The 13,435-nt window shown below is 65.1% G+C and carries 16 protein-coding genes; 8 read left to right on the top strand and 8 right to left on the bottom strand.

Annotated features, from left to right (window positions below; all coding sequences use genetic code 11):
• Nucleotides 1–19 precede the first annotated feature (19 nt).
• Nucleotides 20–1,855 (bottom strand): DNA primase, encoded by a 1,836-nt coding sequence (dnaG, locus tag WDN01_16305; GenBank protein MEJ0027589.1) that lies wholly within the window; start codon nucleotides 1,853–1,855, stop codon nucleotides 20–22.
• 127 nt (nucleotides 1,856–1,982) lie between these two features.
• Here dnaG and WDN01_16310 point away from each other — a divergent pair, with 127 nt between their 5' ends.
• Nucleotides 1,983–2,480, top strand: a complete 498-nt coding sequence (locus WDN01_16310) for a GAF domain-containing protein (GenBank protein MEJ0027590.1) — start codon at nucleotides 1,983–1,985, stop codon at nucleotides 2,478–2,480.
• Nucleotides 2,481–2,495: 15 nt separating this feature from the next.
• Here WDN01_16310 and WDN01_16315 read toward each other — a convergent pair whose 3' ends face one another.
• Nucleotides 2,496–2,963, bottom strand: coding sequence for a GatB/YqeY domain-containing protein (locus WDN01_16315; protein MEJ0027591.1), 468 nt, complete (start codon nucleotides 2,961–2,963; stop codon nucleotides 2,496–2,498).
• Nucleotides 2,964–3,255: 292 nt separating this feature from the next.
• Here WDN01_16315 and carA point away from each other — a divergent pair, with 292 nt between their 5' ends.
• Nucleotides 3,256–4,419, top strand: coding sequence for a glutamine-hydrolyzing carbamoyl-phosphate synthase small subunit (gene carA / locus WDN01_16320; GenBank protein MEJ0027592.1), 1,164 nt, complete (start codon nucleotides 3,256–3,258; stop codon nucleotides 4,417–4,419).
• 3 nt (nucleotides 4,420–4,422) lie between these two features.
• Complete coding sequence (locus tag WDN01_16325; protein MEJ0027593.1) at nucleotides 4,423–4,758, top strand: cupin domain-containing protein; 336 nt, start codon at nucleotides 4,423–4,425, stop codon at nucleotides 4,756–4,758.
• Nucleotides 4,759–4,912: 154 nt separating this feature from the next.
• Here the strand turns inward: WDN01_16325 and WDN01_16330 are convergent, their stop codons facing one another.
• Both WDN01_16330 and WDN01_16335 read right to left on the bottom strand, forming a co-directional pair.
• The gene (locus WDN01_16330) at nucleotides 4,913–5,710 is read right to left on the bottom strand and encodes a methyltransferase domain-containing protein (GenBank protein ID MEJ0027594.1); all 798 of its coding nucleotides are present in this window, start codon (nucleotides 5,708–5,710) and stop codon (nucleotides 4,913–4,915) included.
• A gap of 9 nt (nucleotides 5,711–5,719) precedes the next feature.
• Entirely contained in the window at nucleotides 5,720–5,974 is a 255-nt protein-coding gene (locus WDN01_16335; protein ID MEJ0027595.1) for a YjhX family toxin, read from the bottom strand.
• Nucleotides 5,975–6,179: 205 nt separating this feature from the next.
• On the opposite strand from WDN01_16335, the gene WDN01_16340 reads away from it, so the two are divergent.
• Nucleotides 6,180–6,509 (top strand): hypothetical protein, encoded by a 330-nt coding sequence (locus WDN01_16340; GenBank protein ID MEJ0027596.1) that lies wholly within the window; start codon nucleotides 6,180–6,182, stop codon nucleotides 6,507–6,509.
• Between the two features lie 153 nt (nucleotides 6,510–6,662).
• Here WDN01_16340 and WDN01_16345 read toward each other — a convergent pair whose 3' ends face one another.
• The 4 genes from WDN01_16345 to fabA all read right to left on the bottom strand — a co-directional run bounded on the left by WDN01_16345 (nucleotide 6,663) and on the right by fabA (nucleotide 10,091).
• On the bottom strand, nucleotides 6,663–7,265 hold the full coding sequence (locus WDN01_16345) for a DUF4893 domain-containing protein (protein MEJ0027597.1): 603 nt from the start codon (nucleotides 7,263–7,265) through the stop codon (nucleotides 6,663–6,665).
• Nucleotides 7,246–8,106, bottom strand: a complete 861-nt coding sequence (fabI, locus tag WDN01_16350) for an enoyl-ACP reductase FabI (protein MEJ0027598.1) — start codon at nucleotides 8,104–8,106, stop codon at nucleotides 7,246–7,248. Before fabI ends, WDN01_16345 begins: the two co-directional genes overlap by 20 nt.
• A gap of 74 nt (nucleotides 8,107–8,180) precedes the next feature.
• On the bottom strand, nucleotides 8,181–9,398 hold the full coding sequence (gene fabB, locus WDN01_16355) for a beta-ketoacyl-ACP synthase I (GenBank protein MEJ0027599.1): 1,218 nt from the start codon (nucleotides 9,396–9,398) through the stop codon (nucleotides 8,181–8,183).
• Between the two features lie 129 nt (nucleotides 9,399–9,527).
• On the bottom strand, nucleotides 9,528–10,091 hold the full coding sequence (fabA, locus tag WDN01_16360) for a bifunctional 3-hydroxydecanoyl-ACP dehydratase/trans-2-decenoyl-ACP isomerase (protein MEJ0027600.1): 564 nt from the start codon (nucleotides 10,089–10,091) through the stop codon (nucleotides 9,528–9,530).
• A gap of 142 nt (nucleotides 10,092–10,233) precedes the next feature.
• Between fabA and irrA the strand changes: the two genes are divergently transcribed.
• The 4 genes from irrA (at nucleotide 10,234) to WDN01_16380 (ending at nucleotide 13,383) form a co-directional block, all read left to right on the top strand.
• A complete protein-coding gene (irrA, locus tag WDN01_16365; GenBank protein ID MEJ0027601.1) occupies nucleotides 10,234–10,674 on the top strand; it encodes an iron response transcriptional regulator IrrA in 441 nt (146 codons plus the stop codon).
• Between the two features lie 190 nt (nucleotides 10,675–10,864).
• Complete coding sequence (locus tag WDN01_16370; GenBank protein ID MEJ0027602.1) at nucleotides 10,865–11,287, top strand: rubrerythrin family protein; 423 nt, start codon at nucleotides 10,865–10,867, stop codon at nucleotides 11,285–11,287.
• A gap of 141 nt (nucleotides 11,288–11,428) precedes the next feature.
• Nucleotides 11,429–12,790, top strand: a complete 1,362-nt coding sequence (locus WDN01_16375) for a heterodisulfide reductase-related iron-sulfur binding cluster (GenBank protein MEJ0027603.1) — start codon at nucleotides 11,429–11,431, stop codon at nucleotides 12,788–12,790.
• On the top strand, nucleotides 12,790–13,383 hold the full coding sequence (locus WDN01_16380; GenBank protein MEJ0027604.1) for a DUF3501 family protein: 594 nt from the start codon (nucleotides 12,790–12,792) through the stop codon (nucleotides 13,381–13,383). Before WDN01_16375 ends, WDN01_16380 begins: the two co-directional genes overlap by 1 nt.
• Nucleotides 13,384–13,435 lie beyond the last annotated feature (52 nt).

Raw genomic sequence — 13,435 nt, forward strand, 5'->3', positions numbered from 1 at the left:
ATGGGCGCATCGCTGCGCCTCAATCGCCGTGCCGGGTCAGAAGGCGCTCGGCCTCGATCCAGCTTTCCTCCGTGCCCTCGGTCTTGAAACGCTCCATGGCACGGGCCCGTTCAGGAGCCCGTTCGGCCATTTCGCGAAGATCGCTGGCAGCCTTGAGAAAGCGGGCGTCGGAACCCTCGATTTCGGCAGGATCGCCGGCCGTGCCGGTCGTCCGCGCGCTCAATCGGGCAACGAGATCGTCCATTCCCAGACGGCTCAAATGGTGCTGAAACCCCTGTTTTTCAAGGCTGGAGCCGGAGGCGGCGAGGTTTAAGAGCACGTGGCGCAGCCTGTCAAGCGAGGGGTCCGAGAAGGGCAGGTCGGCCAGGAGCTCGGCATGGTGCATGCCCAGCGCCGGTTCCGCAAGCAGGAGCGCGGCCAGCTCCGCCTCTTTCATCCGGCGCGCGCCGGTCCGGCCAGAGCGGGCGAGCGGGCTGGATTTCACCGCCGAGGACACGGTTTCGCCCGAACCCAGCGGAGGGCGGGGCCGCTCGCCGCGGCGGTTGTTCCAGCGCGGCTGCCAGTCGCGTTTCGGCGCGGCGGGACGGCGCTTGAACGCCTCGAACACCTTCTGCTCGAAGTCGCGGCGATAATAATCGGCGATCTTGCCGTCGCCGATGGCGGCGACCACATCGGCCAGCGCCCGCTCGAGCCCGGCGCGGCGCTCGGGCGTGGAGAAATCCTTGCCCTCGGTCTCCACCTTCCACAGCACCTGGGAAAGCGGCAGCGCCTCGTCGAGCAGCTTCTTCATCGCGGCAGGGCCGTTCGCGCGCAGGAAGGAATCCGGATCCTCGCCCGAGGGCAGGAAGGCGAAGCGCAGCGAGGTGCCGGCCTTCAGATGCGGCAGGGCGAGGCGCGCGGCGCGGTGGGCGGCCTTGAGGCCGGCATCGTCGCCGTCGAACGCCAGGATGGGCTCGGGCGCGATGCGCCACAGGATATGGAGCTGGTCCTCGGTCAGGGCGGTGCCGAGCGGCGCCACGGCATAATCGAAGCCGGCGCGCACCAGCGCGATCACGTCCATATAGCCTTCGGCGACGACGATGCATTGCGCCTTGATCGCGGGCGCGCGGGCGGCGGCGAAATTGTAGAGCTGCTGGCCCTTGGAGAAGAGCGACGTCTCGCCGGTGTTGATGTATTTCGGCTTGGCGTCGGGCGAGAGGCCGCGGCCGCCGAAGGCGACGACGCGGCCGCGCCCGTCGGCGATCGGAAACATCAGCCGGTCGTAGAAGAAATCGCGCGGGCCGCGATCCTCCGAGGCGGGGCGCACGAGGCCGGCCTCGACCATGTCGTCGATGGTGACGTTCTTGCCCGTCAGGTGATCGCGCAAGGCGCTGTTGGAATCGGGGGCGTAGCCGAGGCGGAATTTCTTGGCGACCTCGCCGGTCAGGCCGCGCGTCTTCAGATATTCGCGAGCCTCGGTTCCGGCGCGCGCCTGCAACTGCTCCTCGAAAAAGGCGCAGGCCAGTTCGACGATATCGTAGAGCGACTTCTTCTTTTCCTCGCGGGCCTCTTCCTCGGGCGTCCATTTGGGCAGCTCGACGCCTGCCTCGCCGGCCAGCCGCTCGACGCTTTCCGGGAAGGAGAGGCCCTCGGTCTCGACCAGCCATTTGAAGGCGTCGCCGCCCTTGCCGCAGCCGAAGCATTTGTAGGTGCGCCGCGCATTCTCGACCTTGAAGGAGGCCGATTTCTCGTTGTGAAAGGGGCAGCAGCCCCAATAGGCCTGGCCCTTGCGGGTCAGCTTCACGCGGCGGCCGACGAGCTGGACGATATCCGTCCGCCGGAGGATTTCGTCGAGAAGATGGGGGCCGAAACGCATCCGCGCATTGTAGGGCCTGGGCGCGGCGCTGTCCCAACGGATGTTTTTCGTAACCCCTTTGTGGATAAGCTGTGGACGGCTCCGCGCCGTTTGCCCGAAACACCGGACACATTCTAGCGTTGCATCCATGACCCGCGACACGATCGACCCGGACGACGACCCCCGCTGGAAGCTTCTGGACGCGGCCCGCGATAGGCTCGCGGCGGCGCGAAACTTCGACGACATCGTTTCCGTGGTGCGGTCGACGGCGCGCTCGGTGACCTCGGCCGACGGCGTGACCTTCGTGCTGCGCGACGGCGACAAGTGCCACTATATCGAGGAAGACGCGGTCGGACCCCTGTGGAAGGGGCAGAAATTCCCGCTGAGCGCCTGCATTTCCGGCTGGTGCATGCTGAACGGCGAGACCGCGGCGATCTCCGACATCTATGCCGATCCGCGCATTCCGCACGACGCCTATCGGCCGACCTTCGTGAAGAGCCTGGTGATGACGCCGGTGGGCCGCCACGACGCGCGCGCCGCCATCGGCAGCTATTGGCGCGACCGGCGCATGTTCACCGCGCGCGAGATCGCGGCCATCAAGACGCTGGCCGACAGCGTCGCCGAGGCGATGGCGCGGCTGGGCTGAGGCGCGCCGGCCACCCTATTTCGGCGGACTCAGCGCGTCTTTCACCGCACCGCTCGCCTTGCCGAAATCCATCTGGCCGGCATAGCGCTCCTTCAGCGCCGACATCACCTTGCCCATGTCCTTGATCGACGCGGCGCCGACATCGGCGATCGCCGCGGCGATGGCGAGCTTGGCCTCGTCGGCCGTCATCTGCCTGGGCATGAAATCGCGGATGATCGCGATCTCGTCGCGCTCGGCGGCGGCGAGTTCCGGGCGGTTGCCCGCCTCGTAGGCGGCGATCGAATCCTCGCGCTGCTTGATCATCTTTGCGAGCAGCGAGAGGATCTCGTCGTCGCCCAGAAGATCGCGGCTGGTTTCGGTGCGCGCGGCGATGTCCCGGTCCTTCAGCGCGGCGTTGACGAGGCGCAGCGTGGCGACGCGGCGCGCATCCTTGGCCTTCATCGCCTCTTTCAGCGAATCGTTGATCTGTTCGCGCAAGCCCATGAACTGATTCCCGGTTGAGAAGGCGGCACTCTAGAACACGAAAGCGCCCGGCGAAAAACCATCTGTCATTCCCGCGCAGGCGGGTATCCAGCGGCCGGGCGATCCGCCAAGCGTGGATTCCCGCCTGCGCGGGAATGACGGTCCGGAATTCGGTCCAGACGGAATCGAAGTTCCATTTCCAATCGCGGCACTTTGCCAACCGGTTGAACCGCCAAGACAAAATAGCCGCCACATCCGCTTGACCCTGCCGGACACGCTCCCTATTTTCCGCCAAATCAATCCGGACCTCTCCATGCCCATCGCCTCGCCCGCCTCCGCCGCACCGCCAGCGGCGGATTTTGCGCGCGGACGGCTCGTGCTGGCGGACGGAACCGTGTTCGAGGGCCAGGCCTTCGGCGCGGCCGGCGACGGCGTCGGCGAGGTCTGCTTCAACACCGCGATGACGGGCTATGAGGAGATCCTCACCGATCCGTCCTATGCCGGGCAGATCGTGTGCTTCACGTTTCCGCATATCGGCATCGTGGGGACCAATCTGGAAGACATCGAGTCGCTCAATCCCGTCGTGCGCGGCGTGATCGTGCGCGCCGATGCGGAGCATCCGTCGAACTATCGCGCGCTGTCGGCGCTCGACGCCTGGCTCAAGAAGAACAACATCCCCGGCCTCGCCGGCATCGACACGCGGGCGCTGACCAACCGGATCCGCGAGAAGGGCATGCCGCATGGCGCGATCACGCGCGGCGGCCCCGATGACGGGCTTGCGGCGGCGAAGGCGTTTCCGGGACTGGTGGGCCTCGACCTCGCCAAGGACGTGTCGTCGCGCCAGACTTACAAATGGAGCGAGATGCCCTGGGCCTGGGGCAAGGGCTATGGCGAGCTGCCGGAACCCTCCTGGCGCGTGACGGTGGTCGATTACGGCGTCAAGCGGAACATGCTGCGCATCCTGGCCGGGCTCGGCGCCGACATCACCGTGGTGCCGGCGCAATCGACCTTCGACGAGGTGATGCGGCATAAGCCGGACGGCGTGCTGCTGTCCAACGGGCCAGGCGATCCGGCGGCGACCGGAACCTATGCGATCCCGACCATCAAGGGGCTGGTGGATTCCAATGTGCCGGTGTTCGGCATCTGCCTCGGCCATCAGATGCTGGGCCTGGCACTGGGCGGCGAGACGCGGAAGATGGCCCAGGGCCATCACGGCGCCAACCATCCGGTGAAGGACCTGGAGACCGGCAAGGTCGAGATCGTGTCGATGAACCACGGCTTCACGGTGGATCGCGACAGCCTGCCGGCCGGCGTTAAGGAAACGCATGTTTCGCTGTTCGACGGCAGCAATTGCGGGATTAGAGTCGAGGGCAAGAGGATATTCGGCGTGCAATATCACCCCGAGGCGTCGCCCGGGCCGATGGACAGCCACTATCTGTTCGACCGTTTCGCGCGCGCCGCGAAGAGAGAAGCCTAGGCCATGGCCAATCCGCCGTTGAAGATCGATTTCATCGCCTCGGCGGCCAAGCTCGCGGCGTCCGGCCAGCCGTCGGTATCGCTGTTCCAGCAGGGCGACGCCAATCTGCTGCTGTTCGTGCCCGCGGACCAGGACACCCAGCAGGCGCATAAGCGCGACGAGATTTATATCATCCAGGCCGGCCACGGCATCTTCAAGCGCGGCGGCGAGACGGTGCGCTTCGACGCCGGCGACGTGCTGTTCGCTCCCGCGGGCGTGCCGCACCGCTTCGCGAGCTTCTCCGCCGAGTTCAAGGCCTGGGTGATGTTCTTCGGGCCCGAGGGCGGGACGAAGGCGTGATCGCGTCCCCTCCCGCGCGGGAGAGGTAGAAAATGCGCAGCATTTTCGGGCGTCGTGCAGAACCCGTCACCTGGCAAAATCTAACGCTTAGCTTCGCTACGCGCTTCGCTAAGCGTGAGATTTTGCGTCCTCTCCCGCTCGCGGGAGAGGGTGTTTACTCCAACGGTCCGGCGACGACGTAGTCCGCTCCGTCCTTGCGCGCCACGGCGCGGGTGAAACCGAACAGCTTTTCCGTGTCGGCTTCCAGCATGGCGATGCCGTCGGCCGCGGATTTGGCATGGAAGCCGGTCAGGAGCGGCTGCACGGCGCGATACCAATCGAGCCACAGCGCAGGACCGTCATCCATCGCATCGGCGGTTTCGACGGCGACGAGGCCGGTCTTCTCCCAATGGCGCCGCCACCAGCCGGGCGAATGGAAGCAGCAGAAATCCCATTCCCACCAGGGTTCGAGATGCGGCGGCACTGCCGCGATCTCCTGCGCCAGGCCCGGCACGACGATGCCGAGGCGTCCGCCAGGCTTCAGGAATTTCGCGATATATCCGAGATAGAGATCGTCGGTGCCGAAATACTGATAGGCGTCGAGGCTGACGATGGCGTCGAACTCTTCGTGCGCGAAGGGCAGCGCGTGCGCTTCGGCGTGGACGGAGAAGACGCGGTCGGCGAGGCCGGCGGCTTCGATGCGGGCAAGATTCTCCGTCGGCTTGATCCAGAGATCGGCGGCGGTGACGGTCACGCCGAACTCCTTGGCGAAGAAGATCGAAGAGACCGCCTTGCCGCAGCCGAGATCGAGGATGCGCATGCCGGACTTGAGATCGAGCGCCTCGCTGAGATACTCCGCGAGCCAGAGCACGTTCGGGCCCATCAGATTGTCCGCAACCCAGCGGGCGTCATAGCCGGAACTGCGCGGAAAGCGCGGCTTTGCCAGCCGCGCGGTGAGCTGTTCGTTCGTCATGTCGTTCTCCTATCGGTTGTCCAATTGCGCGCGCACGGATGCGAGGCCCAGCCGCGAGATGCGGTAGGGTGCGCCGCCGCGAGACTCGATGAGTCCGCGCTGCTTCAGCTTCTTGAAAAGGCCGAGCGTGCAGTCGGCCAGGCGGTGGCCATCGCGGTTGTAGCAATCGACCTCAACGATGCGGCCGTCGTTTCGGGTATGTCGAATGCGGCCGCCCTGCGCCAGGCAGTGCAGCACGCGCTGCTCCAGTTTCGAGATGTTCAAGGATGTCGTCTTTCATCGCACCGAACTCCGCGCGACGCGACGGACAGGCAACAGCCTGCGCGCGCGAGAGCGCGTGTCTAGGCCCGCTTTCGAACGCGGGCGATCAGCGGATGGCGACAATCTCTAACATAAAACCTCTGGGGAGGCGGGCGAACGCGATCTATCGCGCAAGCCGGATCGTTGTCAAATATGCTATACGCAGCCCATGAACGATGGCCATGAACACTATGCGGGAGCCAGCGAAATCGGCTTGGCGGACTACACTTTCCAAGCCCACAAGGCGACGTTTGCATGCCAGCATGTCATGGCCGGCAAGCCAGTTCTGTCGGTTTTCCACGAAATGGATGGCGACTTGCAATTCTTGTGCGGCACGCCTGACCATGATGATGAAAAGCCAATACTGATCTGTCTTCACTGCGTAACGGAGCGGCATCCCGATCTGCTCGCGCTTCCGACTGTCGATTTCGGCATGGTTGCATGGCGCAAGAACGCAGACGCGCCTTGGACCGTGGCGATTTCCGAGCCGAACGCGTGACTAGAGTCGTTTTGGTTTGGACTGAATCACTCAGGAACAACCGTCATCGCCCGCTTTATGCGGGCGATCCAATTTGGCGGCGAGAAAAATGGGTTGCCCGGACAAGCCGGGCAATGACGACTTTTATGTCGGTAATTTCCAACCAAAACGACTCTAGCGCTTGAGCTCGATCACATCCAGCGTCGACTCCTGCACCGGGAAGGGCATTTCCAGGCGGGCGTGGCCGGCGCTGATCATCGTCAGGATGCCGATCTGGTCGTCCGGCGTCGCGGCGGCGCCGGCGCTGGCGCCGTTGCCGGAATAGGCGTGCGGCGGCTCGCCGGTCACCGACGAGGCGCCGAGATAAACAAGCCCGCCATCGGCGGGATAGAGGAAGCCGGCGGTGTGCTGGCTGCCGCTGGTCTTCTCGAAGAACAATCCGCCGCCGCGCTGCGAGATGCGGCAGTTGAACCAGGAATAGACGACATAGGGCGTGATGCCGCCGAGCTTGATGGTGCGGCAGCGCCAGCCGCCGAGAAGCTCGCCGCCCGAAGGCGCATGGCTGGCCGGGCCGAGCGCGGCGTCGATCGCCGAAGCGTCGCCCGAACCGGTGCCGGCATGGGCTTCGGCGAGGGCCTTCTCCTTGGCTTCGCCGAGCCGGGCGAGACGCTGCTGGTCGTAGGGCGAAGCGACGTCCTGCCAGGCGGCGGAGGCGGCGGTCGCGGTCAGCGCCAGGACGGCGGCACCGAGGAGAAGTTTAGACAGGTTCGCGGACATTCGCTTTGGCCCCTTCGGTCGCTTCGTTCTCGGGCGCGACCCAGCCTTTGAGATCGGAGGTCGGCGGCATGCCGACCACGTTGAATCCGGCATCGACGAAATGCACCTCGCCCGTCACGCCGCCCGCCAGATCGCTGAGCAGATAGAGCGCGGCGCCGCCGACATGATCGAGCTCGACGCTTCTCTTGAGCGGCGCGTGGCTCTTGTTCCATTTGAATACCATGCGCGCATCGCCGACGGCGGAGCCGGCCAGGGTGCGCATCGGGCCGGCGCTGATCGCGTTGACGCGGATGCCGTCCTTGCCGAGATCGGCGGCGAGATAGCGGACCGAGGCTTCCAGCGCCGCCTTGGCGATGCCCATGACGTTGTAATTCGGCATGACGCGGCTGGCGCCGAGATAGGTCAGCGTGACCAGCGAGCCGCCATCGGTCATCAGGGCGGCGGCGCGCTGCGCCACCGCGGTGAAGGAATAGCAGGAGATCGACAGGGTGCGGGAGAAATTGCCGCGCGTGGTGTCGACATAGCGGCCCTTGAGCTCGTCGCGATCCGAGAAGGCGATGGCGTGGACCAGAAAATCGATCTTGCCCCAATGGGTCTTCAGCCGGTCGAATACCGCGTCGAGCTCGGCATCGTTCTCGACATCGGCCGGCAGAACGATCTGCGCGCCGATGGATTGCGCCAGCGGCCTGAGCCGCTTGGCCTGGGCATCGCCCTGATAGGTGAAGGCGATTTCGGCGCCCTGGGCGGCGAGCACGCGCGCGATGCCCCAGGCGATGGAATGGTCGTTGGCGACCCCCATCACCAGGCCCCGCTTGCCCTGCATCAACTTGCCGTCCGCCATGTCTAACCTCGCCCTGTGTGGGTCTGTACCGTTTTGGGACAGCCGACACAGGGTCGGACCATCCGATGCAAGTTCTATGCGGCGCGCTGGAACACCAGCGAGGCATTGGTGCCGCCGAAGCCGAAAGAATTGGACAGCGCGGTCTCGATTCGGGCGTTGTCGATGCGCCGGCGCACGATGTTCGCGGAGGCGACGGCGGGATCGATCTCTTCGATATTGGCGCTTTCGCAGATGAAGCCCGATTGCATCATCAGGAGCGTGTAGATCGCCTCGTGCACGCCGGCGGCGCCCTGGCTGTGGCCGGTGAGGGACTTGGTGGCGCTGATCGGCGGCATGGCCTCGCCGAAGACCTCGCGGATGGCGTTGATCTCCGGGATGTCGCCGACGGGGGTCGAGGTCGCGTGCGGGTTGATGTAGTCGATCGGGGCCTTCACCTTCTCGATCGCCATGCGCATGCAGCGCACCGCGCCCTCCCCGCTCGGCGCCACCATGTCGGCGCCATCGGCGGTGGCGCCATAGCCGACCATCTCGGCATAGATCTTGGCGCCGCGGGCTTTGGCGTGCTCGTACTCTTCGAGGATGAGGATGCCGCCGCCGCCGGAGATGACAAAGCCGTCGCGATTCTTGTCATAGGCGCGGGAGGCCTTTTGCGGCGTCGCGTTGAACCTGGACGACATCGCGCCCATCGCGTCGAACAGTTCGGAGAGCGTCCAGTCGAGTTCCTCGCCGCCGCCGGCGAACATCACGTCCTGCTTGCCCCATTGGATCATCTCATAGGCGTTGCCGATGCAATTGGCCGAGGTCGAGCAGGCCGACGAGATCGAGTAGTTCACGCCCTTGGTCTTGAACCAGGTCGAGAGATTGGCCGAGGCGGTGGACGACATCGCCTTGGGCACCGCGAAGGGGCCGATGCGCTTGGGCGAATGGTTGGCGCGGGTGACGTCCGCCGCCGCGACGATGGCCTTGGTCGAGGGACCGCCGGTGCCGACGATGAGGCCGGTTCGCGGATTGGAGATGTCGTGCGCCTCAAGCCCCGCATCGGCGATGGCCTGGTTCATCGCGACCCAGCAATAGCCGGCGCCGTCGCCCTGGAAGCGCCGCGCGCGGCGGTCGACCACGGCGTCGAGATCGATCTTCAGGCTGCCATGCACCTGGGAGCGGAAGCCGTATTTCACATAGTCTTCCGCCGTCACGATGCCGGACTTGGCTTCGCGCAGCGAGGCGACGACTTCCTGGGTGTTGTTGCCGATGGATGAGACGATGCCCATCCCGGTGACCACCACGCGTCTCATGACGTTTTCCTAGATCCGATTGCGTCCGTCATTCCCGCGGAAGCGGGAATCCAGACCGGTCCGAGTCTGGATGCCCGCCTGCGCGGGCATGACAATGTGCGTGTGATAGCGCAAGCGCCACTATGGCAGCTAGGCCGTGACGGGTTGCGCGCCGGCGTTCTTGAGCGCTTCGACCGCGTCGCTGAAGAGGCCGACCTTCATGTCCTTCACCTCGTAGACGACCTTGCCGTCCACCTTCATGATGCCGTCGGCGACGCCCATCACGAGTTTGCGCATGATCACGCGCTTGAGCTCCACGTAATAGGTGATCTTCTTGGCGGTGGGCAGCACCATGCCGGAGAACTTCACTTCGCCGACGCCGAGGGCACGACCCTTGCCCAGCCCGCCCATCCAGCCGAGGAAGAAGCCGACCATCTGCCACAGGGCGTCCAGCCCCAGGCAGCCCGGCATCACCGGATCGTCCTGGAAATGGCATTTGAAGAACCACAGGTTCGGGTTGACGTCGAGTTCCGCCTCCACCGTGCCCTTGCCGGCCTCGCCGCCGTCGTCGGTGATCTTGGTGATGCGGTCGAACATCAGCATCGGCGGCAGCGGCAACCGGGCGTTGCCGGGGCCGAACAGCTCCCCGCGGGCGCAGGCGAGCAGGCCGGCCATGTCGAAGGAGGATTTGCGTGCGGGATTGGGCTTGTCCACGTCTTGGGTCCTTTGCGGCGGGCCCTTGACAGAGAAGGGCTTTGGGCCGATTTCTATGTTAGAAACGTTCTAACGAATACGCTTCGGGCAGGATAGCAAAGTTAGGCCCCAAGTGTCAGCGGTCTGGATCAGGTAACTCGACATGGCCAAGAAGGTTCGCGAAGCCGGAACCGACGCGGTGGAGCGCCTGCGCGACGCGGGCCTGCGCCCGACGCGGCAGCGCGTGGAGCTGGCCGGCCTGCTGTTCGCCCGGGGCCATTGCCACATGACGGCCGAATCGCTGCATGGCGACGCCCAGGCGGCGGGCGTCCAGGTTTCCCTGGCGACGGTCTACAACACGCTGCACCAGTTCACCGCCGCCGGCATCCTGCGCGAAGTGGTGGTCGACGCCGCGCGGTCCTATTTCGACACCAATACCGGCGATCACCAGCATTTCTTCGTCGAGGAAGACGGCGAGCTGATCGACATCCCGGGCGAGCATATCGAGGTCGCCGGCGTGCCCGAGCCGCCCAAGGGCATGGCCGTAGACCGCATCGATGTTGTCGTGAGAGTCAAAAAGACCCCCTCCGCCCTTCGCGGCTAACGCCATTACGGGCGTCGGCACGCTGCCGCCAGCGCGCTATGCGCATAGGAGGAGGTGGGCATCGTAAGTTTCGCCAATCCTGAGAACGACTCTCAACTTCTTTAGAAGCGTTCTAAACTGTTGACACGCGGTCCGCCGCGGAGTTTCCTTCTGCGCGGAAAGTGATTTTCCAGCCCCGAAGGAGAAGACGATGGCCGAGCTCAAAGGCTCCAAGACTGCCCAGAACCTTCGCGACGCGTTCGCCGGCGAAAGCCAGGCCAACCGCCGCTATCTCTATTTCGCACAGAAGGCCGACGTCGAAGGCTACAACGACGTCTCCGCCGTGTTCCGCTCCACCGCGGAAGGCGAGACCGGCCATGCCCATGGCCATCTCGAATATCTCGAAGCGGTGGGCGATCCGGCGACCGGCGAGCCGATCGGCGACACGACGCTGAACCTCAAGGCGTCGATCGCGGGCGAGACCCACGAATACACCGACATGTATCCCGGCATGGCGAAGACCGCGCGCGGCGAAGGCTTCGACGAGATCGCCGACTGGTTCGAGACCCTGGCCAAGGCCGAGAAGTCCCACGCCGGCCGCTTCCAGAAGGCGCTCGATACGCTGGGGAAGTAAGCCCTTTTCCTCCCCCGCTGTTGCGGGGGAGGTGCTGAGTGAGCGAAGCGAACGAAGCGGAGGGGGCCCGCCCGGTCGGGCCCCCTCCACCGCTTCGCGGCCCCCCCGTAAACACGGGGGAGGAAAGAAGAGATTTTCCCCATGTCCCGCGAAGGCTCCCTCGAAGCGCCGACACGGCATCCGATCGCCTGGCGCGACGAGGCGTTCTATGACGCCGAGGCGCTCGACAAGGAGATGCGGCGCGTCTTCGACATCTGCCATGGCTGCCGGCGCTGCTTCAATCTGTGCGATTCCTTCCCGCGCCTGTTCGACCTGATCGACAACAGCGCCGACGAAACCATCGAGGCGGTGAAATCGGAGGATTTCGGCAACGTCGTCGAGGCCTGCACGCTGTGCGACATGTGTTTTATGACCAAGTGCCCTTACGTGCCGCCGCATGAATTCCAGCTCGACTTTCCGCATCTGATCCTGCGCGCCCGCGCGGTCGAGGCGAAGCAGGGCAAGAAGGATTTCACCCAGCGCCAGCTCGCCGAGATGGACCGCAACGGCACGATGGCGCGTGTCGCCTCCCCGATCATCAACTGGGCATCAGCCACGACGAACAAGCCGATGCGGGCGCTGATGGAAAACGTCGCGCATATCGACCGCACGGCGGAGCTGCCGACATTCCACACGCGGACTTTCGTATCGGTCGACAAGGGCGATCCGATTCACGCCAATGCGGCGGCACCGGCCTATGGCAAGCGCAAGGCGGCGCTCTATGCCACCTGTTTCGTGAACTACAACAAGCCGGCGACGGGGATTGCGGCGCGCGCGGTGCTCAATCACATCGGCGTCGAGACCAAGGTCGCCTATCCCGGCTGCTGCGGCATGCCGTTCCTGGAGCAGGCGGAGCTCGATCGCGTCGCGAAGAACGCGGCCAAGGTCTCCAAGGAATTGGTCAAGCTGATCGACGAGGGCTACGACATTGTCGCGCTCACCGCGTCGTGCGGATTGATGCTGAAATTCGAATGGCCGTTGATCGTGCCGGAGAATGCGGACGTCAAGCGCGTCGCGGACGCCACCTTCGATATCGACGAATACGTCGTCGATGTCGCCAAGAAGGAAGGCCTGCCGGCCGGCATGAATGCGCTGCCGGAAGGCGTGACGGTGCATTTGGCCTGCCATGCGCGGGCGCAGAACATGGGGCCGAAGGCGGCGGAGATGCTGCGGCTGATCCCCAACACGCCGGTCGACGTGATCGAGCGCTGCTCCGGCCATGGCGGGACCTTCGGCGTGGTCAAGCCGACGCACGATCTGGCGGTGAAGGTGGGGCGGCCGGTGTTCCGCACCGCCAAGCAACAAGGGCGCGGCCATATCGTCAGCGATTGCCCGCTGGCGGCGCAGCATATCGTGCAGCAGGTGAAGGAATTGGCGGGGAAGGACGGAAGCGAGGCCAAGGCGCGCGAGCCCGAGCATCCGATTCAGATCATGGCGCGCGCCTATGGGTTGGAGTTTTCATGATGTCCCTCGCAGACCGCAAGATCACGCCCGCCGACATCATGTCGGACGCCGATTACAACGCGATGCGCACGGCGCTGCGCACGCAATCCATCGCGGAGAAGAAGGACCGGCGGATGGAGGTCGGGCCCTATGCGACGTTCTATTTCGAGAATTATCAGTCGATGTGGCTGCAGGTGCAGGAGATGCTGCGCATCGAGAAGGGCGGCGCCGAGCAGGTTGCCGGCGAGCTCGAAGCCTATAATCCGCTGATCCCGCAGGGCGCGGAGCTGATCGCCACCGTGATGATCGAGATCGAGGATGCCGACCGCCGCGACCGCGAGCTGCGCCGCCTCGGCCATATCGAGGACACCGCCTTCCTGGAGATCGGCGGCGACCGCATCAAGGGCACGCCGACCGATTACGAGGACCGCACCACGGCGGACGGCAAGACCTCATCGGTGCACTGGCTGCGCTTCACCTTCACGCCGGCGCAGATCGCCGCGTTCCGCGCGGGGACGGAGCCGGTGGTGTTGGGCTTCACCCACGAGAATTACGGCCATATGGCGGTGATGCCGGCCGCGACGCGCGCGGCGCTCTCGAAGGATTTCGCGTAGAGGCCGATCGGTCATATCATTCACAATGTCATTCCCGCGAAAGCGGGAATCC

The organism is Rhizomicrobium sp., from assembly GCA_037200985.1.
In the GTDB taxonomy this organism is placed as follows: Bacteria; Pseudomonadota; Alphaproteobacteria; order Micropepsales; family Micropepsaceae; genus Rhizomicrobium.

Excerpts from the sequence above, each read along its gene's own strand:
- dnaG (MEJ0027589.1), bottom strand. The coding sequence starts at position 1,855 with ATGCGTTTCGGCCCCCATCTTCTCGACGAAATCCTCCGGCGGACGGAT.
- WDN01_16310 (MEJ0027590.1), top strand. The coding sequence starts at position 1,983 with ATGACCCGCGACACGATCGACCCGGACGACGACCCCCGCTGGAAGCTT.
- WDN01_16315 (MEJ0027591.1), bottom strand. The coding sequence starts at position 2,963 with ATGGGCTTGCGCGAACAGATCAACGATTCGCTGAAAGAGGCGATGAAG.
- carA (MEJ0027592.1), top strand. The coding sequence starts at position 3,256 with ATGCCCATCGCCTCGCCCGCCTCCGCCGCACCGCCAGCGGCGGATTTT.
- WDN01_16325 (MEJ0027593.1), top strand. The coding sequence starts at position 4,423 with ATGGCCAATCCGCCGTTGAAGATCGATTTCATCGCCTCGGCGGCCAAG.
- WDN01_16330 (MEJ0027594.1), bottom strand. The coding sequence starts at position 5,710 with ATGACGAACGAACAGCTCACCGCGCGGCTGGCAAAGCCGCGCTTTCCG.
- WDN01_16340 (MEJ0027596.1), top strand. The coding sequence starts at position 6,180 with ATGAACGATGGCCATGAACACTATGCGGGAGCCAGCGAAATCGGCTTG.
- WDN01_16345 (MEJ0027597.1), bottom strand. The coding sequence starts at position 7,265 with ATGTCCGCGAACCTGTCTAAACTTCTCCTCGGTGCCGCCGTCCTGGCG.
- fabI (MEJ0027598.1), bottom strand. The coding sequence starts at position 8,106 with ATGGCGGACGGCAAGTTGATGCAGGGCAAGCGGGGCCTGGTGATGGGG.
- fabB (MEJ0027599.1), bottom strand. The coding sequence starts at position 9,398 with ATGAGACGCGTGGTGGTCACCGGGATGGGCATCGTCTCATCCATCGGC.
- irrA (MEJ0027601.1), top strand. The coding sequence starts at position 10,234 with ATGGCCAAGAAGGTTCGCGAAGCCGGAACCGACGCGGTGGAGCGCCTG.
- WDN01_16370 (MEJ0027602.1), top strand. The coding sequence starts at position 10,865 with ATGGCCGAGCTCAAAGGCTCCAAGACTGCCCAGAACCTTCGCGACGCG.
- WDN01_16375 (MEJ0027603.1), top strand. The coding sequence starts at position 11,429 with ATGTCCCGCGAAGGCTCCCTCGAAGCGCCGACACGGCATCCGATCGCC.
- WDN01_16380 (MEJ0027604.1), top strand. The coding sequence starts at position 12,790 with ATGTCCCTCGCAGACCGCAAGATCACGCCCGCCGACATCATGTCGGAC.